We start from the raw sequence: 21,263 nt of genomic DNA, 5'->3' as shown, positions 1-21,263 counted from the left end.
TGGAAGTTTGATGGCATTTAAAGGACTGCGACCCATCCAGTACGGCGGTCGCGAGGTGTGGCCGCTGATCGAAGGCGGGAAGGGCGTTTCGGCGACCAATCACGCAAGCTCGGGCGCATGGGCCGCCGCGGGCGGCATCGGCACCGTGTCGGCGGTCAACGCGGATACCTATGACGAGGACGGCAATCCGATCCCGCAGGTCTATCCGCAGGCGACCCGCAAGGAACGGTTCGAACAGCTGGTCCGCTACGCCATCGATGGTGCGACCGAGCAGGTTAACCGTGCTTACGAGATCGCCGACGGCAAGGGCGCGATCAACATCAACGTCCTGTGGGAACAGGGCGGCGCACAGCAGGTGCTGGAAGGCGTGCTGGATAATTGCGCCGACAAGATCACCGGCGTCACCTGCGGGGCAGGCATGCCCTACAAGCTGGCCGAGATCGCCGCACGCTACAACGTGCACTATCTGCCGATCGTCAGCTCCGCGCGCGCCTTCCGCGCGCTGTGGAAGCGCAGCTATTCCAAGGTGCCGGACCTGCTGGCGGCGGTGGTCTACGAAGATCCGTGGCTGGCGGGCGGGCACAACGGCCTGTCCAACGCCGAAGATCCGACCAAGCCGGAAGATCCCTATCCGCGCGTGAAGGCACTGCGCGAAACGATGCGCAAGGAAGGCGTGTCGGAAGACACCGCCATCGTGATGGCTGGCGGCGTGTGGTTCCTGCGCGAGTGGGAAGAGTGGATCGACAATCCCGAGCTGGGCAAGATCGCGTTCCAGTTCGGCACGCGCCCGCTGCTGACCGAAGAAAGCCCGATCCCGCAGGTGTGGAAGGACATGCTGCGCACGATCGAGCCGGGCGACGTGCTGCTGCACAAGTTCAGCCCGACCGGCTTCTATTCCAGCGCGGTCAAGACGCCGTTCCTCTACGACCTCATGCACCGTTCAGAGCGGCAGATCCCGATCTTCAAGCGGGACGAGGAAGAGGGGACCATCCCGCTCTCCGATCACGGCAAGGCCAAATATTTCTTCGTCCACCCCGGCGACCAGCGCAAGGCGCAGGCGTGGATGCACGAAGGCTTCACCGAAGCACTCAAGACGCCCGACAATACGGTCGTGTTCGTGACCCCGGAAAGCGCGGAGCAGATCCGTGCCGACCAGCAGGGCTGCATGGGCTGCCTGTCGCACTGCCAGTTTTCGAGCTGGAAGGATCACGACGATCACACCACCGGTCGCCTCGCCGATCCGCGCAGCTTCTGCATCCAGAAGACGCTGCAGGACATCGCGCATGGCGGCGATCCGGACGAAAACCTCGCCTTCGCCGGTCACGCTGCGTACCGCTTCAAGCAGGACCCGTTCTATTCCAACAACTTCACCCCGTCGGTGAAGCAGTTGGTGGAGCGTATCCTGACCGGAGACTGACGCCATGCCCCAGCCGAAAGATGCGATGCGAGAGGACCATCTGGCACCGCCTTTCGGCTATTGGCTGCGCGAACTGCCGAACCTGCCGAAAATCTGGTCGAGCCCGGTCCGCCGGGTGCGGCTGCCGGAGCATGTTCGGGCAGGGCCGCCTGAGGGCACGCGCCCCCCGGTTCTGGTCATCCCCGGGATCATGTCGAACGACGGCGCGACTTCGCTGATGCGGCGCACGCTCGATGCGGCGGGCTACGACGCATACCCTGCGCGGATCAGCGCGATGATGACCGGTATCACCCAGGCCTTTTTCGACCGGGCCGAGGCGCGGCTGGACCAGATATGGTGCGAAACTGGTCAGCCGGTGACGCTGATCGGGATCAGTCTGGGCGGCCTTTATGCCCGCGTGCTGGCGCAGCGCCATCCGCACAAGGTCGCGCTGGTGATGACGCTCGGCACGCCTTTTTCCGGCGACCGGCGGGCCAATAATGCGTGGCGGCTGTACGAGGCGCTCAACGACCACAAGGTCGACAATCCGCCGATTTCCGACGACCCCCGGCAGAAGCCGCCGGTGCGCACGATCGCAATCTGGTCGCCGCGCGACGGGATCATCGCGCCCGCCTGCTCACGCGGGGAAGAGGGCGAGTGCGACCGCGCGATCGAGGTGCCCGAGCGGCATTTCGAGTTTTCCGCCAGCCGCGCCTCGATCGAGCGGATCCTCGAGATCCTCGGCGAGGAACTGCCGCGAAGCCGCTAGTCGGCGAAGTACCAGCCGCGCTCGCCATGGCTGGTCATGTCCAGCCCCTCGATCTCGCGCTTGCGCTTGACCCGCATGGGGATGAGGATGCCGATGACCAGCGCGAGAATGCCGGTCATCACCGCACTCCACACTGCGACCGCAGCCACCCCGATCGCCTGCGCGCCGAGCTGCGTGGCCGGGGTCATCCCCGCAGGATAGCCCGTGCCGCCGAGCGAGTAGGAGACGAACAGGCCGAGCAGCAGCGTGCCCAGCATTCCGCCCATGCCGTGGACCGCAAACACGCTCAGTGTATCGTCGATGCCCCACTTTCGCACCTGCACCAGCGCGCCGTAGCAAACGATGGAGGCGAGCGTGCCGAACAGGATTGCCGCGCCCGGTGCGATATAGCCCGCCGCGGGCGTGATCGTGGCGAGGCCCGCGACCGCACCGGTCGCCCAGCCGATCGTGGTGCATTTGCCCAGCGCGATCCGCTCGATTAGCAGCCACACCAGCGCCGCAACACAGGCTGCGAGATGGGTGTTGATGATGGCGCTCGACGCATCGTCGGTTGCCGACAGGGCGGAGCCGCCGGTGAAGCCGAACCAGCCGACCCACAGCAGGGCGGCGCCGATCATGGTCAGCACGGGGGCGTGGGGCAGCGTGGGCTTGTCCGCAAAACCTTCTCGCGGGCCGATCAGCGCCGCCGCGACCAGCGCGGACACGCCTGCTGTGGTGTGGACCACTAGCCCACCGGCAAAATCCATCGTGCCGAAGGTGCTGGCGAGCCAGCCACCGCCCCACACCCAGTGCGCGACGGGAGCGTAGACGACCAGGCTCCACGCGGCGCAGAACAGCACGACCCAGCCAAGGCGTGCGCGCTCCGCCCATGCACCGACCATCAGCGCAGTGGCGAAGATCGCGAACCCCATCTGGAACAGCACGAAGGCGCTTTCGGGCACGGTGGTGCCGTAGCGCACATTGGTCAGTTCGATCAGCATCCACGCCCGGCCATTGCCGAACCAGCCATTGCTGACATCGCCGAAGGCCAGCGTGTAGCCGGTCACCACCCACAGGACCGAAATCACTGCCGCGACAGCGCCGCATTGCAGCGCGACCGACAGCACGTTCTTAGCCCGCACCCGTCCGCCGTAGAACAGCGCGAGGCCGGGCAGAGTCATCAGCAGAACGATCGCGGAGGAGGTGAGCATCCACGCGGTATCGCCGGTATCGCTTTCCACCAGAGTGCCCACCTCCTGCGCGAAGGCCGGGCTGGCGAGCAGCACGGCCAGCAGCATGGCGGAAACGAATCTGGTCATCGGGGTGGGGTCTCCAGCAAGTCAGCCCGCAAATGTCGGCAGACGGCCGCGGGCGCGAAACCCTATAGCCCGGCTTTTGCGCATAACTGGTAAACCGGGGTTCACCTTTTCCCGCGCGCGGTCAGATCAGCGCGTCGAGCACCTGATCGGGCGGACGGTGGCCGTCGGCCCACATGTGGATATTGGCAATCACCTTGTGACCCGAATCCTCACGCCCTTCGAGCGTGGCGGAGCCGATATGGGGCAGGGTCATCACGTTGGGATGGCGGATCAGCCGCTCGTCGACCCGGGGTTCGTCCGGGTACACGTCAAGCCCGGCGCCCGCGAGCCGCCCGGCTTCCAGCGCCTCGATCAGCGCTTCCTGATCGACCAGATCGCCGCGCGCGGTGTTGATCAGGCAGGCGCCGTCCTTCATCCGCCCGATCGCCTGCCGGTCGATCATGTGATGGCTCTGCGGGTTGGAAGGGCAGTGCAGGGTGAGGATGTCGGCCGTTTCCAGCAGTTCGCCCAGCGTTTCGACATAGGTCGCGCCAAACATCCGCTCGACCGCTTCGGGCTGACGCTTGCGATTGTGATAGACGATGTCGAGCCCGAAGGCCTTTGCGCGATAGGCGACGGCCTGGCCGATCCGGCCCATGCCGACGATGCCCAGCACCTTGCCCGCCAGCTTGCGGCCCAGCATCGCGGTCGGCGCCCAGCCGCTCCATTCACCGCGCCGCACCAGCGCAATCCCTTCGCGCATCCGGCGGGGCACGCCGATGATCAGCGCCATCGCCAGGTCGGCGGTATCCTCGGTAAACACGCTCGGCGTGTTGGTGACGGTGATCTTGCGCTTGGCTGCGGCGGCCAGATCGAGATGATCCGTTCCCGCGCCGAAGCTGGCGATCAGCCGCATCCGGTCGCCGCCCGCCTCGAGCATTTCGGCATCGATCCGGTCGGTCACCGTGGGCACCAGCACGTCGCAATCGCGCATCGCCTCGATCAGCTGCTCGCGCGAAAGCGGCGTATCGCTTTCGTTGAAGCGGCAGTCGAACAGCTGCGCCATGCGCTCCTGCACCGAAGGGACCAGTGCGCGGGTCACGATGACGCGGGGAGTGCCTTGAATGCGGCGGGCGGGATCTGCGGGTTTGCTGGCCATCGCCGCCGTGCTTGGCGTGTGGCGCAAACCCGGTCAAGCGGTGGCACCATCCAGCTTGCCAGGATCGTGGCGCTTGCGGTATCTCGTTCCGCCATGCCGAGACGCCCTTTCCTGCTCGCCACGGGGCTTGCCCTGACCATCGCCACACTCACCGCAACGCCTGCCGGCGGGGCGAACCGCGGCACGCCCTACTGGGCGACGATCGACGTGACCGAGGCGAACATGCGCGTCGGGCCGAGCGCGGAATACCGGATCGAGTGGGTCTACAAACGCAAGGGTCTGCCGGTGAAGGTGGTGCGCGTGCGCGAGGGCTGGCGGCTGGTCGAGGACCCGGACGGCGATCAGGGCTGGATCGCGGCGCGGCTGCTCAGCCGCACGCGCGGCGCGATCGTCGTCGGCAAGGGCCTGGCCGAGATGCATGATTCGGATGCCGCCGGTTCCGCGATCAAGTGGAAGCTGGAGCCCGGCGTGGTGGGCCGGTTGGGCGACTGCGAGGAAAACTGGTGCGAATTCTCGGTCGGCGAACGCTCCGGCTTCGTCGAAGCGAATCGCCTGTGGGGCGCGGGCGAGCCTTAGGCCTGTGATGTGAGTTCCTGCGAAAGCAGGAACCTCGGGCAAACTGGTCTCCTGGCGATGGAGGCCCCCGCTTTCGCGGGGGCCCGCACCTAGCTCAGACCATTTCCACGGCAACCGCGGTGGCTTCGCCGCCGCCGATGCACAGCGAGGCGATGCCGCGCTTCTTGCCCTGCTGCTTGAGTGCGTTGAGCAGCGTCACGATGATCCGCGTGCCGCTGGCGCCGATCGGGTGACCCAGCGCGGTGCCGCCGCCGTTCACGTTGATCTTGTCGTGCGGGATGCCGATGTCGCGCATCGCGAACATCGCGACGCAGGCGAAGGCTTCGTTGACTTCCCACAGGTCGACGTCTTCCGCGCTCCAGCCGGTCTGTTCGAGCAGCTTCTCGATCGCGCCGATGGGCGCGACGGTGAACTTGCTCGGCTCCTGAGCGTGCGCGGCGAGCCCGACGATCTTGGCCACCGGCGTCTGGCCGTTTTCCTTGGCGACGCTTTCGCGGCTGAGGACCACGGCGGCCGCACCGTCGGAGATGCTCGACGAGGTGGCAGCGGTGATCGTGCCGTCCTTGGCGAAGGCGGGGCGCAGCTGCGGGATCTTGTCGGGCTTGCCCTTGCTGGGTGCCTCGTCATGCTCAACCGTGGTTTCCCCCTTGCGAGTCACGATCGTCACGGGGACGACTTCGCCATCAAAGGCACCGCTCTCGATCGCGGTATTGGCGCGGCGGAGCGATTCGATGGAATAATCGTCCATTTCCTCGCGGGTCAGCTGGTATTCGTTGGCGGTTTCCTGCGCGAAGGTGCCCATCGCGCGGCCTTCCTCGTAGGCATCTTCCAGCCCGTCGAGGAACATGTGGTCATAGGCGGTGTCATGGCCGAGCCGTGCACCGCTGCGGTGCTTTTTCAGCAGATAGGGAGCGTTGGTCATGCTCTCCATGCCGCCCGCAACCACGTAGTCGACGGTGCCGCTGGCGAGCGCTTCGGAGCCCATGATAACGGTCTGCATCCCGCTGCCGCACACCTTGTTCACCGTGGTCGCCTGCACCGACTTGGGCAGGCCTGCCTTGATCGACGCCTGACGGGCAGGGGCCTGGCCGAGGCCGGCGGGAAGCACGCAGCCCATGTAGGTCCGGTCGAACTTGTCCACCGGCACGCCCGAGCGGTCCACCGCCGCCTTCACCGCCGTCGCGCCGAGGTCGGTCGCAGTGGCATCGGCCAGTGCGCCCTGCATGCTGCCCATCGGGGTGCGCGCGTAGGAGAGGATGACGATCGGATCTGCTTCGGAAAACTGGGGCATTGGTAAGCTGTGCCTTTCTGTTGTCGCAACGCTTTGGCTCAATTCGCGTTCGATGTAATAGCACTGCCAAGAAACACAATCGGAGAGCCGAGACATGAGCGATACACCGCCCCAGACCCTTGAGCGCATTCTGGAAACCCAGCGCCGGGCCTTCACCGCGGCGCGGCCAGAGCCGCTCTCCATCCGGCGCGACCGGATCAAGCGGGCGATGTCGATTCTCTCGCAGCACGGCGAATCGCTGGCCGAGGCGATGAATGCGGACTTCGGCAGCCGCAGCTTCGAAGGCTCGATGATGACCGACATCGTCAGCACGATCGGCTTCGGCAAATACTGCCTCAAGAACATGGACCACTGGGCTGCGCCCGATAAGCGCTCGGTCCGCTTCCCGCTCGGCCTGATGGGTGCGAAGGCGGAAGTGCGCTACGAACCCAAGGGCGTGATCGGGATCATGAGCCCGTGGAACTTCCCCGTGAACCTCAGCTTCGGCCCGCTGATGCAGGTGCTCGCCGCGGGCAACCGCGCGATGATCAAGCCGAGCGAATTCACGCCCGCGACCAGCGACCGGATGCGTGAACTGGTCGCCGATGTTTTCGACGAAGATGAGGTAGCCGTCGTCACCGGCGGGCCGGATGTGGCGCAGGCGTTCTCCTCGCTGCCCTTCGACCATCTGGTGTTCACCGGATCGACCGCAACGGGCCGCAAGGTGATGGAGGCGGCGGCCAAGAACCTCGTGCCCGTCACGCTGGAACTGGGTGGGAAGAGCCCGACGATCATCGGCAAGGGTGCGGACCTGACCCGCGCAGGCGAGCGGATCGCTCTGGGCAAGATGCTCAACGCCGGGCAGATCTGCCTTGCCCCCGATTACCTGCTGGTGCCCGAGGATCAGGAGGAAGGCGTGGTCGCGGCGGTCCAGTTGGGCGTGCACCAGATGTATCCCACGCTGCTCGATAACGAGGATTACACCGCGATCATCTCGGACAAGCATTTCGAGCGGCTCAAGGGCATCGTCGAGGATGCCAAGGCCAAGGGGGCCGAGGCGATCGAGGTGAACCCTGCGAACGAGAGCTTCTCCAGCGCCAACACCCGTAAGATGCCGCTGACGATCCTACGCAATGTCACCGACGACATGAAGGCGATGCAGGAGGAAATCTTCGGCCCCGTGCTGCCGGTGAAGACCTACAAGGCGATCGACGAGGCGGTCGATTACATCAACGATCACGACCGTCCGCTGGGGCTCTACTACTTCGGCAGCAATGCAAAGGAGCAGGAGCACGTGCTCGACCGCACGATCTCGGGTGGGGTCACGGTCAACGACGTGATTTTCCACATTTCGGTCGAGGATATGCCGTTCGGCGGGGTCGGCCCCTCGGGCATCGGCAGCTATCACGGGCCCGAAGGCTTCCGCGAATTCAGCCACGCGCGCAGCACCTATCAGCAGCCCAAGATCGACATCGCCAAGCTTGCGGGGCTCAAGCCGCCCTATGGCGATGCGGCGAAGAAGGCGATTGCGCGCGAGATGAAATAGGCGGCGGGCAGGCGTGCCGCCTGTCTGTTGCGGAAAAACCAACGTGAGTTGCGTCGCGGGCTCCCTTGCGCCCGCGCGGCGTGCGGCCTAGAGGCGGCACCGACAAGCGGACTGATGGAAACTGCGCGTGATCGATCTCGGACAATATCTGCCTATCCTCCTGTTTCTCGGGGTGGCCTTGGCCATTTCCTGCGTCTTCGTGTTCCTGCCGATGGGCGTCTCGCGCCTGACCGGCACGCACAACCCGACCGCCGAGAAGCTGAGCGAGTACGAATGCGGCTTCCCCGCCTTCGAGGAGCCGCGCAGCCAGTTCGACGTGCGCTTCTACCTCGTCGCGATTTTGTTCATCATCTTCGATCTTGAGGCCGCGTTCCTGTTCCCCTGGGCGGTCAGCCTCGACTTCACCGGCTGGTCGGGCTGGACCACGATGATGATCTTCATCGGCGAACTGGCCATCGGCCTGATCTATGCATGGAAAGTGGGCGCGCTGGAGTGGGAGTGATCCTGCCCGGCGCCGCGCGCGATTGGAATTGAGATGAGCGAGAACCAGACCATCACCCCGGCGGGGCACAACCCGCAGATGCAGCCCGCGGCGCAGCCCGGCGAGGTGCGTCAGCCGGATTCGGACTATTTCAACGCGCTTCAGACCGAAGTGAACGACAAGGGCTTCCTCGTCACCTCGACCGAGGAGCTGTTCCAGTGGGCGCGCACCGGCAGCCTGTGGTGGATGACCTTCGGCCTCGCATGCTGCGCGGTCGAGATGATCCACGTCAATATGCCGCGCTACGACATGGAACGCTTCGGCGTCGCCCCGCGCGCTTCCCCGCGTCAGAGCGATGTGATGATCGTCGCGGGCACGCTGTGCAACAAGATGGCACCGGCCCTGCGCAAGGTTTACGACCAGATGTCGAACCCGAAATACGTCATCTCCATGGGCAGCTGCGCCAATGGCGGCGGCTACTATCATTATTCCTACAGCGTCGTGCGCGGCTGCGACCGGATCGTGCCCGTGGACATCTACGTGCCCGGGTGCCCCCCGACCGCTGAAGCGCTGCTCTATGGCGTGATGCAGCTGCAGCGTAAGATTCGCCGCAGCGGGACGGTGGAGCGCTAAGAATGGCGACGGTTCTGCATTCCGCACCCCGCTTCACCCTGATCGACGGGCTGAAGGACACGCTGTCCGGCGCACTCGGCGAGATGCTCGTCGAAGCGAAGGAAGAGCATGGCGAGCTGCTGCTGAGCGTGCAGCGCGACCGGCTGGAGGACGCGCTGCGCCTGCTGCGCGACGATCACGGCTACCAGCAGTTGATGGAGATTGCCGGGGTCGACTATCCCGGCCGGCCAGAGCGCTTCGAAGTGGTCTACATGCTGCTCTCGCTCACCAAGAACAGCCGCATAATGGTCAAGGTGACCGCCAGCGAAACGACGCCTGTGCCCACCGCGACGACGCTGTGGCCCAATGCCGGCTGGCTCGAACGCGAAGTGTTCGACCTGTATGGCGTGGTCTTCGCAGGCAACATGGACCTGCGCCGCATCCTGACCGACTATGGTTTCGAAGGACACCCTTTCCGTAAGGACTTCCCGCTGACCGGCTATGTCGAGCTGCGCTATTCCGAGGAAGAGCAGCGCGTGGTCTACGAACCGGTTGAGCTGGCGCAGGATCTTCGCCAGTTCGACTTCATGAGCCCGTGGGAAGGCGCGGATTACGTGCTTCCCGGCGACGAGAAGGCGCATACCCCGCCGGTCGACGAGGCCAAGACCACCGACAGCCCGAAGGACACCGGCGCCGGTGCGAAGACCGACGCGAAGGCGGACGACAAGGTCAGCGCTGATGCTCCGGCGGAAGAGAAAACCGTCGAGGACCGCACGCCTGCGCCCGAACCGACCGAGGATCGACCGGACCGGGCCGAGCGCAAGGGCGATACCAAGGATACCTCCGCGGCGACCGAGCCGAAGGACAAGGATTGAGCGAAGCGGGGCGGATCTCTCCGAGTGCCGCCCGCGTCGATGGAGCGATGGAGAAAGCGACTATGAAGCGAGTGCTGATGGTTTCTGCCGCCGTTCTGCTGGCGGCCTGTTCGCAGGGCGATGGCGACGCCGAGAGCGGTGACGACTTCGCCGCGCGCGTCGGGGCAGGGCAGGGCGAGGCGACCCCCGCGCCCACCGGCACGGTCGCGCCGCCCGAAAGCACCATGGCGCGCGGCTCCGCCGTGCCCGAGGGCGCGGACCCGATGGGTCTCGAAAAGCTCGGCAATATTGCACGCGTCGATCTCGGTCCGCGCGACGGCGGCTGCACCTTCTCGCTCAATGCGCAGGAACTGCTGCTCGCCGGCGCGCCCGATGACGAGGCGGTGAAGGGCAAGGGTGTGGTCCGGATCGGCGGCGAGCTGATCAACCTCACCGCCGAAAATGGCGGGCTGGGCGCGATCTACGCGGGGCCGACGATGACCGCCGAAGGCGTGACCGTGAAGGTCGTGCCCGCAGCGGGCAATGATGCGATGCGGACCGCGGACCTCTACGTCGCGGCCGATGGCAAACAGCGCAAGTTCGCTGGCGGGCAATGGGCCTGCGGATAGGAATGGAATAATGGCACACGGGCTGACGATCGAAGAATCGCCGACCACCGGCGACGAGCAGATCACCAACTACACGATCAATTTCGGGCCTCAGCACCCTGCGGCGCACGGCGTGCTGCGCATGGTGATGGAGCTCGACGGTGAGATCGTGGAGCGGGTCGATCCGCATGTCGGCCTGCTGCACCGCGGCACCGAAAAGCTGATCGAGCACAAGACCTACCTGCAGGCGCTGCCCTATTTCGACCGGCTCGATTACTGTTCGCCGCTGTGCATGGAGCACAGCTACGTCCTCGCGATCGAGAAGCTGCTCAACCTCGAAGTGCCGATCCGCGCGCAGTACCTGCGGGTGCTGTTCGCCGAGCTGACGCGCATGTCGAACCACTTCCTCAACATCGGCGCGCACGTGATGGACGTCGGCGCGATGACGCCGAACCTGTGGATTTTCGAGCTGCGCGAAGACTGCATGAACTTCTTCGAGCGGGCTTCGGGCGCGCGCATGCACTCCGCCTGGTTCCGCCCCGGCGGCGTCCACCAGGACGTGCCAGAGAAGCTGCTGGTCGACATCGGCGAATGGCTCGACAACCGCGTGCCCGAACTGTTCGGCGACGCGATGAGCCTCGTCATGGACAACCGCATCTTCAAGCAGCGCAACGTCGACATCGCCGTCGTCAGCCGTGAAGACGCGATCAAGTGGGGCTTCTCCGGCCCGATGCTGCGCGCAGCCGGCGTGCCGTGGGATCTGCGCAAGTCGCAGCCCTACGACGTCTATGACCGGATGGACTTCGAAGTGCCGGTGGGCACCAATTCGGACTGCTACGACCGCTTCATGGTCCGCGTGCAGGAAGTCTACCAGAGCATGAAGATCATCAAGCAGTGCCTGGCGGAAATGCCGACCGGCCCGATCGCATCGGACGACCGCAAGGTGTCCCCGCCCAAGCGCGGCGAGATGAAGCAGTCGATGGAAGCGCTGATCCACCACTTCAAGCTCTACACCGAAGGCTTCCATGTGCCCGCGGGCGAGGTCTACGTCGCGACCGAGAGCCCCAAGGGCGAATTCGGGGTGTACCTGGTCAGCGACGGGTCGAACAAACCCTATCGCTGCAAGATCCGCCCGACCGCGTTCTCGCACCTGCAGGCGATGGACATGATGACCAAGGGCCACATGCTCCCCGACGCCACCGCCATCCTCGGCGCGATCGACGTCGTGTTCGGGGAGTGTGACCGGTGAGCAAGCGCAATTTGGCCTTTCTGGTCGACATGGTGGTGGTGATCATCATCGCGTTGAACGCACTCGATTTTATTACGATAGGCTGGCTTATCTGGCCTTTGACTTTCGTTGCGCTGATCGCGTCTTTCATAGTGGTAACGACGCCGGTCGAGAAGGAGGCCGACATTGGCTGATCGCACCCCCGCACCCGACACCCCCGAACTCCGCGAGCGGTGGGGCAATTTCGCCTTCAACGCCGACTACGAGGCGAAGGCGCAGAAGGCGCTCGCCCGCTATCCTGAAGGGCGCAAGAAGTCGGCGGTCATGCCGCTGCTCGACCTTGCCCAGCGGCAGGTCGGCGAGGAAACCGATACGCAAGGCTGGCTGCCGCTGCCGGTGATCGAGTATGTCGCGAACTATCTCGACATGCCGGTGATCCGCGTGCTCGAGGTCGCGACCTTCTACTTCATGTACAACATGACGCCCGTGGGTAAGTACCACGTGCAGGTCTGCGGTACGACGCCGTGCATGCTGCGCGGCAGCGACGACATCATCGCGGCGTGCAAGAAGCGCGGGATGAAGAAGGGTGAAGTGTCCGAGGATGGCCTGTGGACGCTCACCGAAGTCGAATGCATGGGCAACTGCGCAACCGCGCCGATGGTCCAGATCAACGACGACAATTACGAAGATCTGACGGTCGAGCGGCTCGACGCCGTGCTCGACGCGCTGGCCAAGGGCGAACAGCCCAAGACCGGCACGCAGGAGCCCGGGCGCCATACGAGCGAGCCCAGCGGCGGTCCGACCACGCTCAAGGAAATGGTCACCGAGAACCACGATTACCGGGGTGAATGGTGATGGGCGATACCGCCAGGAAAGGCCTGCCGATCGTCGGGGTCATGTTCCTGATCCTGGCTGTCGTCAATTTCCTGCAGGGCGACAACTGGGTCGTCTGGGCGATCCTCGGCTTCCTGTTCGGCGGCTTCGGAATTTTCGGTGCGCGGCGCGTCGAAGGCGGTGAGCAATGAGCAACAAGCAGACCAACAATCAGGCGCTCGGCATCGCTTTCCTGATGATGGGCGTCGGTCTCAGTATTTCGCTGGGCCTGACGCTCGATCCGGCCTTCCTTGGCGCCGGGCTCCCGTTCGTCGTGGTGGGCATCGTTTTTCTCTCCAAGAGCAAGGCTGGCGCGGTCGGCGAAGGAGACAAGTGATGGAAATCAACATCGTCACCATCATCGTCGCACTGATTGCCATCGCGATCGCATGGAAAGTGCTGAGCGGCCTGTTCAAGACGCTCGCGCTGCTCGCGATCCTCGCTGTCGCGGCCTTCGTCGTCTTTGGAGCCATGGCATGAGCGAAAAGATCGACAGCAAGGACTGGACGGGTGACTATTCCACCGCCGGCCATTATCCGCTCGCCACGGACCAAGAGCGCCGCGTGCAGAGGCGCGTTATGAAATATTCACTGGCTTTCGCCTTCCTTTTGGTCGGCGGGCTTTCAATCTGGCAGGTGTTCGCATGAGCCTTCAGGACAAGGACCGCATCTTCACCAACCTCTACGGGTTTCAGGACTGGGGCCTGAAGGCCGCGCAGGCTCGTGGAGACTGGGACGATACCAAGGCGCTGCTCGCCAAGGGGCAGGATTCGATCATCGACGACATGAAGGCCAGCGGCCTTCGCGGTCGCGGCGGTGCGGGCTTCCCCACCGGCATGAAATGGTCCTTCATGCCCAAGGAAAGCAAGGACGGGCGGCCCAGCTTCCTGGTCATCAATGCCGACGAATCCGAGCCGGGTTCGTGCAAGGACCGCGAGATCATGCGGCACGATCCGCACAAGCTGATCGAAGGCGCGCTGGTCGCGGGCTTCGCGATGCGCGCGCGGGCGGCCTACATCTACATCCGTGGCGAATATATCCGCGAGGCGGAGACGCTGCAAAAGGCGATCGACGAGGCGTACGACGCCGGGCTGATCGGCAAGAACGCCTGCGGTTCGGGCTATGATTACGATGTGTTCCTGCATCGCGGTGCGGGCGCATATATCTGCGGCGAAGAAACCGCGCTGATCGAGAGTCTCGAAGGCAAGAAGGGCCAGCCGCGCCTCAAGCCGCCGTTCCCGGCGGGTGCGGGCCTCTATGGCTGCCCGACGACGGTGAACAACGTGGAGTCCATCGCGGTCGTGCCCACGATCCTGCGGCGCGGCCCCTCATGGTTCGCCAGCTTCGGGCGCGAGAAGAACGACGGCACCAAGCTGTTCCAGATCAGCGGGCATGTCGAAAAGCCCTGCGTGGTCGAGGAAGAGATGAGCATTCCTTTCCGCGAACTGATCGAGCGGCATTGCGGCGGCGTTCGCGGCGGGTGGGACAATCTGCTCGCGGTGATTCCGGGCGGTTCGTCCGTCCCGCTGGTCCCGGCCGAACAGATCATGGACGCGCCGATGGATTTCGACGGGCTGAAGGAACTGGGCTCCGGCCTCGGCACCGCCGCCGTGATCGTGATGGACAAGTCGACCGACATCGTCCGTGCGATCAGCCGGATCAGCTATTTCTACAAGCACGAGAGCTGCGGCCAGTGCACACCGTGCCGCGAAGGCACCGGGTGGATGTGGCGCGTGATGAAGCGGCTCGAGACGGGCGATGCCGATATCGACGAGATCGACATGCTCCACACCGTCACCAAGCAGGTGGAAGGCCACACGATCTGCGCGCTGGGCGATGCCGCCGCGTGGCCGATCCAGGGCCTGATCCGTCACTTCCGGCCCGAGCTGGAGCGGCGCATCGCCGAACGCGGCGAGGCGATGGCGGAGGCGGCGGAGTGATCGCTCGCGCGCTTCTTCTTCTGGCTCTGGTTGCGGGGCTCGCAGCGCCGGCCCATGCGCGAGACAAAGAGCCCGAGGCTGACGCGCGCAAGGCAATGTCGGCCTATGTCGACTGTTTGCTGAACCGGTCGGGCTATAAGCTGCGCAAGGCGATAGATATCCCTGTGGGTGATCCTTCCCTCACGGCGACCTTGGCAAAGCTCGCAACCTCGAGCTGTCTTGGCGACACTTCCGGCGATGTGGAATTGCGCATGCAGCCCCTGGTTCTTCGCGGCGCTGCGTTCGAGAGTTTGTATCGAAGCAAGTTCGGCGACGCTCTCGAGATCGAAGACTTTTCGCAGCTTGTCCCACTCCAATATCCTGTTGCGACCCCAGAGACGCAGAATGTGGACGGCTATGCTGCGAGTTATTTGCTGATGATGGCGGTGGGCGACTGCCTGGTCAGAGCTGATGCGTCGGCCTCGCATAATCTGGTCCTCTCGGAGATCGCCAGCGCAGGCGAAACCGATGCAATCGAATCACTGATGCCGATGCTGCCAGTGTGCATTCCGGCAGGCAGAACGCTCGAACTCAGCAGGTCGATGTTGCGTGGGGCAATCGCCGAGCCACTCTATCGGCTCTCCGTCCAGCAATCGGAAACGGGCCTGTGATCGCTCGCATCGTCGCCCTGTTCACGCTCGCCGCCGCCATCGCGGTGTTCGCTACTGCGCCGCTCGAAGCGCAGCGGACGGGTACCCGGCTGGGCGGCAATGCGAAGAAATCCGACCCGGAAGCGGTCCTGCGGGTGGTTGCGCAGTGCGCTGCTGACCGCAAGCCCGCCTATGCCCTTGCGCTGCTCGACGCGTTGCCGGGCAGTGACGAGGAAAGCCGCCAGTTCAGGCGCGGTCTCGGCGATCTGAGCAATTGCATGGATTACGACCGTAATCTTGCGGTTGGTAGTGACATCATGACGGCGAGCGCGCTGGCGTTTCGCCTGATGCTGGTCGAACAGATGGTCGCCAACCGGCTCAAGTCGCCCGTCGATACGGCGGCGATCGGTGGCGGGGAGCCGTGGTTTCTCGCCCTGATACCCGAGGGCGAGAGCGAAGTTCAGGCCGACGCGCGCTACATGGTGCTGATGGAATTCGGCGATTGCGTCGTATCGGCAGCGCCCTCGCAGAGCGTCGCGTTCATCTCCGCGACGCCCGGAACCGCGGGCGAGCAGACTGCGATCCAGGGCCTGGTCCCGTTCCTCGGCCCGTGCATCGCGAGTGGTGACGAAATCCAGCTCACGCCTGCAATGCTGCGCCGGGCGCTGAGCGAGCCGCTTTATCATCGCATGGCGCAGGCCGGGTAAGGGGGCAGGGATGTTCGCTATCAGACATTTTTCGCTATCGATGGCGGGGGCAGCCTGTGCGCTTTCCCTTGGCATCGCCGTGCCTGCGGCTGCGCAGTCGAGCGCGAAAGAGACCAGACAGGCGCATAATGTGCTGGTGGATTACAGCACCTGCGTGGCCGACGCCGAGCCAGAAATTACGCGGGCCTTCGTCCTCACCGATGGTGCCGATGCGGCGCGGGTGGACGGAGTAAAGCGGCTGTTCGATTCGCGCTGCATGGGCTTCAACTACGGCAAGCTGAAGATGGAGGATTTTCTCTTTCGCGGTGCGCTCGCCCAACGGCTTATCGAAAAGACGCTCGCTCCCGATGTGCTGGACAATGTCGCAGATCTCGAAGCGCTTAACGCGACTTACGCGGGTGGCGGCCCTGCCGCGCAGGGCCACACGCTGATGTATCGGATCGGCGAGTGCATTGCGCGGGCCGATGCTGCGGGCGCGCGAACGCTGTTTGCCACCCGGATGGGTAGCGACAAGGAGAAGGCCGCGATTCGTGCGCTTGCTCCTGTCATCAGCGGCTGCGTGCCTGCGGGGCAGGAGGTGCAGATCGACCGGGCGCGGCTGCGGTTCGGCCTTGCCACAATGTATTACCGGCTTGCGGCTCGGCTGACCGGGCAGGGTGCCGAATGACCCCACGCAGCGCCGCCATATCTGCCATTGCCCTGCTTGCTGCGAGCCTTTGCGGCAGCGCGCCTGCACTTGCGCAGTTGAGCCCGAGTACCTCGGGTTTTTCGAGCGCGCCCACGTCGGCTAACGACGAGGAGTATTTCTATATGCTCCGCCAGCTCGGCCCGTGCTTGGCGAGCAACAAGCGGGATCGGTCGATCGCCTTCCTCGATGCGCCGATCGATTCGCCGCAAGAGGCCGCCGCGTTCGACGCGCTGTTCGGTGACACGACCAACCGCTGCATGCAGAACTTCGTCAGCGCGACGCTGGTGCGTGCATGGGTGCGCGGCGTGGTTGCCGAAGGGCTGTTCAAAGACGCGATGCGCGACTGGCCGGAGGGGACCGTGCCTGCGATCGAGGAACCGGAGAGCATCGCCTCTATACATGACTTCGCACGCTGCTATGTCGCGCAAGACTTCGCGGCGGCGCGCGGCTTGATCGAAGAGACCAGGCTTGGCGACAAGAGCGAACTGGCCCGCATGCGCGAGCTGGCACCGACCTTCGGCCCCTGCATGCCGCAAGGGTCGCAGATCGCGCTCAAGCCGATGAACATTCGCATGGCACTTGCCGAAGCGCTGTACCACGCAACCCGCAATCCGGGCGCGGCGCGCTTGCCGGGCCAATCGGACTAGGACTGAGACAGAATGCCTAAAGTCACCGTAGACGGACAGGAAATCGACGCACCGGAAGGTGCCACCGTGCTGCAGGCGTGCGAGCTTGCGGGCAAGGAAATCCCGCGCTTCTGCTATCACGAGCGGCTGAGCATCGCGGGCAATTGCCGCATGTGCCTGGTCGAAGTGAAGCCCGGGCCGCCCAAGCCGCAGGCAAGCTGTGCGCTGCCCGCCACCGAAGGCCAGGAAATCCGCACGGATACGCCGATGGTGCGCGCGGCGCGGGAAGGGGTGATGGAGTTCCTCCTCATCAACCACCCGCTCGATTGCCCGATCTGCGACCAGGGCGGCGAGTGCGACCTGCAGGACCAGTCGATGAACTATGGTCGTGGCGCATCTCGCTATCACGAGAACAAGCGTGCGGTGACCGAGAAGTACATGGGCCCGCTGATCAAGACGATCATGACCCGCTGCATCCACTGCACCCGATGCGTGCGCTTCTCCGAAGAGATCGCGGGCGTGGACGAGATCGGCGCGCTCTATCGCGGCGAAGACATGCAGATCACGACCTATCTCGAACAGGCAGCCGCCCACGAGATGAGCGCCAACGTGATCGACCTGTGCCCGGTCGGCGCGCTGACCAGTCGCCCCTACGCGTACGAAGCGCGTCCATGGGAGCTGAAGAAGACGCTCAGCATCGACGTGTCCGACGCGGTCGGCGCGAATATCCGCCTCGACAGCCGTGGGCGCGAGGTCATGCGCGCGCTCCCGCGGATCAACGACGACGTCAACGAAGAGTGGATTTCGGACAAGGCGCGCTATCAGGTTGACGGCCTGACGCGCCGTAGGCTCGACCAGGTGTGGATGCGCGCGGTCGGCGGGCCGAACGCGGGCAAGCTCCAACGCGCAAGCTGGGAAGACGCGTTCGACGCGATCGTGAAGGCTGCGAAGCAGGGCGGCGAGGGCTCCATCGCGGCGGTCGCGGGCGATCTGGTCGATTGCGAGACGATGTTTGCGGCCAAGCGCCTGCTGGCAGAGCTCGGCTCGGACAAGCTCGAAGGTCGCCAGACCGGTCTCGACTATGACTGCTCCAGCCTCGCGGGAATTGCATTCAATTCGACGCTGGCGGGTATCGAGAGCGCCGATGCGATCCTGATCGTCGGCAGCCAGGTCCGCCACGAAGCGCCGCTGATCAATGTCCGCCTGCGCAAGGCGGCCAAGCGCGGCGCGAAAATCTTCCTGATCGGTCCCGAGTGGGACACGACCTTCGCCTGCGAATTCCTCGGCGAGGATGCGGGTCTGCTGCACGATCTGCCCGGCCACGTGGCCGATGCGTTCAAGGACGCGGGGCGGCCTGCGATCATCGTTGGCCCCGGCGGTCTCGCGGCGAACGCGCTGCACCCGTCGCTGGTGCTGGCGGACGAGTGGAACCTGGTGCGTGACATCGACGGAGAGGCCTGGAACGGCTTCAACGTCATCCACACCGCTGCAGCCCGGATGGGCGCGGTGATGCTCGGCTACGCGCAGAAGGGCGGGATCAAGGATGTGGTCGACGCCGCGCCTGCCGTGCTGCTCTCGCTCGGCGCGGACGCGGTCGACTACGGCGCGTTCGAGAAGAGCCTGAAGGTCTATATCGGCCACCACGGCGATGCGGGCGCGCACGCGGCGGATATCATCCTGCCCGCCGCCAGCTATGCCGAGAAGGACGGGACCTACGTGAACACCGAAGGCCGCGTGCAGTTTGCCGAAAAGGCGGTGTTCGCTCCCGGCGATGCGCGTGAGGACTGGACGATCCTGCGCGCCCTTGCCGATGCCTTCGGCGTGAGCGTGGGCTTCGACAGCTTCGCACAGCTGCAGTCGGCGATGATCGAAGCCGTGCCCGCGCTGGGCGAGGAAGGTCTCGCGCCGCTGGGCAAGCTGCCCAAGGGCAAGAAGACGCCCAAGGCCAAGGGCGCGATCGCGTACCCGATCGCCGACTTCTACCTCACCAATCCCATCGCCCGCGCGAGCGAGACGATGCAGCGCTGCTCGGCCGAACTGGTCCACGGTGACGAGATTCTGGAGGCCGCGGAATGACCGAATTCTTCCAATCTCTCGGCATGAACTACGAGTGGGCGTGGTTCGTCGCGACGATCGCGGGCATCCTGCTGATCGCACTGCCGCTGATGCTGGCGGTCGCCTACGTCATCCTGATCGACCGCAAGGTCTGGGCCGCGATCAACCTGCGCAAAGGCCCCAACGTGGTCGGCCCGTTCGGCCTGCTGCAGAGCTTTGCAGACGGTCTGAAGGTGTTCCTGCAGGAAACCATCATCCCGAGCGCAGCGAACAAGGGCATCTTCATCATCGCGCCGATCATCACCTTTACGGTGGCGCTGGCGGCGTGGGCGGTGGTGCCGTTCGCGGATGGAGTGGTGCTGGCGGATATCAATGTCGGCCTGCTGTACATCCTCGCGATCAGCTCGCTGTCGGTTTACGGCGTGGTGATGGCCGGGTGGGCCTCGAACTCGAAATACCCGTTCTTCTCCGCCATGCGTGCCGCTGCGCAGATGATTTCGTACGAAGTCTCGATCGGCTTCATCCTCGTGTGCGTCGTGCTCTGGGCAGGTTCGTGGAACCTCACCGAGATCGTCGAGGCGCAGCGCGGCCACGGTTTCGGCATCGTCAACGGGTTCTATTTCAACCTGCTGCTGTTCCCGATGTGGGTGGTGTTCTTCATCAGCTCGCTTGCGGAAACGCAGCGCGTTCCGTTCGACCTGACCGAGGCGGAGAGTGAGCTGGTTGCCGGGTATCAGACCGAATATTCCAGCATGGCTTTCGCGCTCTACTGGCTGGGTGAATATGCCAACATCCTGCTGATGTGTGCGCTCAATACGCTGCTGTTCTTCGGCGGGTGGCTGCCGCCTGTCGACTGGGCGCCGCTGTACTGGGTGCCGGGGATTATCTGGTTCCTGCTCAAGACGCTGTTCTTCTTCTTCATGTTCAGCTGGGTGATGGCGACCGTGCCGCGCTACCGCTACGACCAGCTGATGCGGCTTGGCTGGAAGATCTTCCTGCCGATGAGCCTGATCTTCGTTTTCGTCATCAGCGGCTACCTGATGGCCACCGGGCATTTCGGAAGCGCAGCATGAGCATGATTTTGGCCCTGGCCGCCTTGGCGGGCACCACTTTCCAGTGCAGCGCGGATACGGCGACTTTCACCATATTCGCACCTGACGAGGAGCAAACCGCGAACGTCATGGGAAATGTGCTGACGCTGTACAGCGTGACCGGCGATGGCGAGATCGTGCCGTCGTCCGCACGTATCTCCCAGGTTTTCGACGATATGCCCAACTCGCTCTACATCGAGATGAAGAGCGACGAAGCGACGATCGAATTCGAGATCTCCGAAGTCGATATGGCGGCTGCCACCGCTAGAGCGGCGGTTACCGGCACGCTGCCTTCGGGTGAGGTGATGGCCGTTCCCGGCTCCTGCACGATCGGCACAATTGCTCGCGAGGAAACTGACGCATGAGCATCGCACAAACCATCAAGGCCTTTACCCTCTACGAGTTCGTGAAGGCCCACGCGCTGACCCTGAAGTATCTCTTCAAGCCCAAGGTCACGATCAACTACCCGTACGAGAAGAACCCGATCAGCCCGCGGTTCCGGGGCGAGCATGCGCTGCGCCGCTATCCCAACGGGGAAGAGCGCTGCATTGCGTGCAAGCTGTGCGAGGCGGTGTGCCCGGCGCAGGCGATCACCATCGAGTCGGAGCCGCGCGCGGACGGTTCGCGCCGCACCACGCGCTACGACATCGACATGACCAAGTGCATCTATTGCGGTTTCTGCCAGGAAGCGTGCCCGGTGGACGCGATCGTCGAGGGTCCGAACTTCGAATATTCGACGGAAACCCGGGAAGAATTGCTTTACGACAAGGCCAAGCTGCTCGCCAATGGTGACAAATGGGAACGCGCCATCGCAGCCAACCTTGAAGCCGACGCGCCCTACCGCTAGGCGCGCCACAGACCACTCGCGGGGCACTTTTT

Annotated in this window: 27 protein-coding genes; 24 read left to right on the top strand and 3 right to left on the bottom strand. The window is 64.5% G+C overall.

The window, feature by feature from the left end:
- Positions 1-10 precede the first annotated feature (10 nt).
- Both VO57_011230 and VO57_011225 read left to right on the top strand, forming a co-directional pair.
- Positions 11-1,417, top strand: a complete 1,407-nt coding sequence (locus VO57_011230) for a nitronate monooxygenase (protein XBL68703.1) — start codon at positions 11-13, stop codon at positions 1,415-1,417.
- A 4-nt stretch (positions 1,418-1,421) separates the two neighbouring features.
- Positions 1,422-2,165, top strand: coding sequence for an alpha/beta fold hydrolase (locus VO57_011225; protein ID XBL68702.1), 744 nt, complete (start codon positions 1,422-1,424; stop codon positions 2,163-2,165).
- Here the strand turns inward: VO57_011225 and VO57_011220 are convergent.
- Entirely contained in the window at positions 2,162-3,463 is a 1,302-nt protein-coding gene (locus VO57_011220) for an ammonium transporter (protein ID XBL68701.1), read from the bottom strand. The two genes, VO57_011225 and VO57_011220, sit on opposite strands and share 4 nt — an antisense overlap.
- Positions 3,464-3,584: 121 nt before the next feature.
- On the bottom strand, positions 3,585-4,601 hold the full coding sequence (locus VO57_011215; GenBank protein XBL68700.1) for a D-glycerate dehydrogenase: 1,017 nt from the start codon (positions 4,599-4,601) through the stop codon (positions 3,585-3,587).
- A gap of 93 nt (positions 4,602-4,694) precedes the next feature.
- Between VO57_011215 and VO57_011210 the strand changes: the two genes are divergently transcribed.
- A complete protein-coding gene (locus VO57_011210; GenBank protein ID XBL68699.1) occupies positions 4,695-5,177 on the top strand; it encodes an SH3 domain-containing protein in 483 nt (160 codons plus the stop codon).
- Between the two features lie 94 nt (positions 5,178-5,271).
- On the opposite strand, the gene VO57_011205 is transcribed toward VO57_011210, so the two are convergent.
- Complete coding sequence (locus VO57_011205; protein XBL68698.1) at positions 5,272-6,468, bottom strand: acetyl-CoA C-acyltransferase; 1,197 nt, start codon at positions 6,466-6,468, stop codon at positions 5,272-5,274.
- Positions 6,469-6,562: 94 nt separating this feature from the next.
- Between VO57_011205 and VO57_011200 the strand changes: the two genes are divergently transcribed.
- The 21 genes from VO57_011200 (at position 6,563) to nuoI (ending at position 21,231) form a co-directional block, all read left to right on the top strand.
- The gene (locus tag VO57_011200) at positions 6,563-7,993 is read left to right on the top strand and encodes a coniferyl aldehyde dehydrogenase (protein XBL68697.1); all 1,431 of its coding nucleotides are present in this window, start codon (positions 6,563-6,565) and stop codon (positions 7,991-7,993) included.
- 127 nt (positions 7,994-8,120) lie between these two features.
- Positions 8,121-8,495, top strand: a complete 375-nt coding sequence (gene ndhC / locus VO57_011195) for an NADH-quinone oxidoreductase subunit A (protein ID XBL68696.1) — start codon at positions 8,121-8,123, stop codon at positions 8,493-8,495.
- 78 nt (positions 8,496-8,573) lie between these two features.
- Complete coding sequence (locus tag VO57_011190) at positions 8,574-9,107, top strand: NADH-quinone oxidoreductase subunit B family protein (GenBank protein XBL71329.1); 534 nt, start codon at positions 8,574-8,576, stop codon at positions 9,105-9,107.
- A gap of 2 nt (positions 9,108-9,109) precedes the next feature.
- Positions 9,110-9,961 (top strand): NADH-quinone oxidoreductase subunit C, encoded by an 852-nt coding sequence (locus VO57_011185; protein ID XBL68695.1) that lies wholly within the window; start codon positions 9,110-9,112, stop codon positions 9,959-9,961.
- Between the two features lie 62 nt (positions 9,962-10,023).
- Complete coding sequence (locus tag VO57_011180) at positions 10,024-10,569, top strand: hypothetical protein (GenBank protein XBL68694.1); 546 nt, start codon at positions 10,024-10,026, stop codon at positions 10,567-10,569.
- A gap of 10 nt (positions 10,570-10,579) precedes the next feature.
- A complete protein-coding gene (locus VO57_011175) occupies positions 10,580-11,797 on the top strand; it encodes an NADH-quinone oxidoreductase subunit D (GenBank protein XBL68693.1) in 1,218 nt (405 codons plus the stop codon).
- On the top strand, positions 11,794-11,970 hold the full coding sequence (locus VO57_011170; GenBank protein ID XBL68692.1) for a hypothetical protein: 177 nt from the start codon (positions 11,794-11,796) through the stop codon (positions 11,968-11,970). Before VO57_011175 ends, VO57_011170 begins: the two co-directional genes overlap by 4 nt.
- Positions 11,963-12,631, top strand: coding sequence for an NAD(P)H-dependent oxidoreductase subunit E (locus VO57_011165; protein XBL68691.1), 669 nt, complete (start codon positions 11,963-11,965; stop codon positions 12,629-12,631). Before VO57_011170 ends, VO57_011165 begins: the two co-directional genes overlap by 8 nt.
- Positions 12,631-12,801 carry a hypothetical protein gene (locus VO57_011160; protein ID XBL68690.1) on the top strand — a complete coding sequence of 57 codons (171 nt, stop codon included), beginning with the start codon at positions 12,631-12,633 and terminating at the stop codon, positions 12,799-12,801. Before VO57_011165 ends, VO57_011160 begins: the two co-directional genes overlap by 1 nt.
- Positions 12,798-12,986, top strand: a complete 189-nt coding sequence (locus VO57_011155; protein ID XBL68689.1) for a hypothetical protein — start codon at positions 12,798-12,800, stop codon at positions 12,984-12,986. The genes VO57_011160 and VO57_011155 overlap by 4 nt, the downstream gene beginning before the upstream one ends.
- Complete coding sequence (locus tag VO57_011150) at positions 12,986-13,129, top strand: hypothetical protein (protein ID XBL68688.1); 144 nt, start codon at positions 12,986-12,988, stop codon at positions 13,127-13,129. The genes VO57_011155 and VO57_011150 overlap by 1 nt, the downstream gene beginning before the upstream one ends.
- Entirely contained in the window at positions 13,126-13,296 is a 171-nt protein-coding gene (locus VO57_011145) for a hypothetical protein (GenBank protein ID XBL68687.1), read from the top strand. The genes VO57_011150 and VO57_011145 overlap by 4 nt, the downstream gene beginning before the upstream one ends.
- Positions 13,293-14,588 carry an NADH-quinone oxidoreductase subunit NuoF gene (nuoF, locus tag VO57_011140; protein XBL68686.1) on the top strand — a complete coding sequence of 432 codons (1,296 nt, stop codon included), beginning with the start codon at positions 13,293-13,295 and terminating at the stop codon, positions 14,586-14,588. Before VO57_011145 ends, nuoF begins: the two co-directional genes overlap by 4 nt.
- Positions 14,585-15,238 (top strand): hypothetical protein, encoded by a 654-nt coding sequence (locus VO57_011135; protein ID XBL68685.1) that lies wholly within the window; start codon positions 14,585-14,587, stop codon positions 15,236-15,238. Before nuoF ends, VO57_011135 begins: the two co-directional genes overlap by 4 nt.
- A complete protein-coding gene (locus tag VO57_011130; GenBank protein XBL68684.1) occupies positions 15,235-15,924 on the top strand; it encodes a hypothetical protein in 690 nt (229 codons plus the stop codon). Before VO57_011135 ends, VO57_011130 begins: the two co-directional genes overlap by 4 nt.
- A 10-nt stretch (positions 15,925-15,934) precedes the next feature.
- Positions 15,935-16,591: a hypothetical protein gene (locus VO57_011125; GenBank protein XBL68683.1), complete on the top strand. Its 657-nt coding sequence runs from the start codon at positions 15,935-15,937 to the stop codon at positions 16,589-16,591.
- Between the two features lie 143 nt (positions 16,592-16,734).
- The gene (locus VO57_011120) at positions 16,735-17,259 is read left to right on the top strand and encodes a hypothetical protein (protein XBL68682.1); all 525 of its coding nucleotides are present in this window, start codon (positions 16,735-16,737) and stop codon (positions 17,257-17,259) included.
- A 12-nt stretch (positions 17,260-17,271) separates the two neighbouring features.
- Entirely contained in the window at positions 17,272-19,314 is a 2,043-nt protein-coding gene (nuoG, locus tag VO57_011115; GenBank protein ID XBL68681.1) for an NADH-quinone oxidoreductase subunit NuoG, read from the top strand.
- Entirely contained in the window at positions 19,311-20,366 is a 1,056-nt protein-coding gene (nuoH, locus tag VO57_011110; GenBank protein ID XBL68680.1) for an NADH-quinone oxidoreductase subunit NuoH, read from the top strand. The genes nuoG and nuoH overlap by 4 nt, the downstream gene beginning before the upstream one ends.
- Entirely contained in the window at positions 20,363-20,749 is a 387-nt protein-coding gene (locus tag VO57_011105; protein XBL68679.1) for a hypothetical protein, read from the top strand. Before nuoH ends, VO57_011105 begins: the two co-directional genes overlap by 4 nt.
- Positions 20,746-21,231, top strand: a complete 486-nt coding sequence (nuoI, locus tag VO57_011100) for an NADH-quinone oxidoreductase subunit NuoI (GenBank protein XBL68678.1) — start codon at positions 20,746-20,748, stop codon at positions 21,229-21,231. The genes VO57_011105 and nuoI overlap by 4 nt, the downstream gene beginning before the upstream one ends.
- Positions 21,232-21,263: the final 32 nt, after the last annotated feature.

The sequence above is a fragment of the Citromicrobium bathyomarinum genome (genome assembly GCA_001306305.2).
Lineage (GTDB): Bacteria > Pseudomonadota > Alphaproteobacteria > Sphingomonadales > Sphingomonadaceae > Alteriqipengyuania > Alteriqipengyuania bathyomarina.
This window is presented reverse-complemented; position numbering and strand designations above follow the sequence as displayed.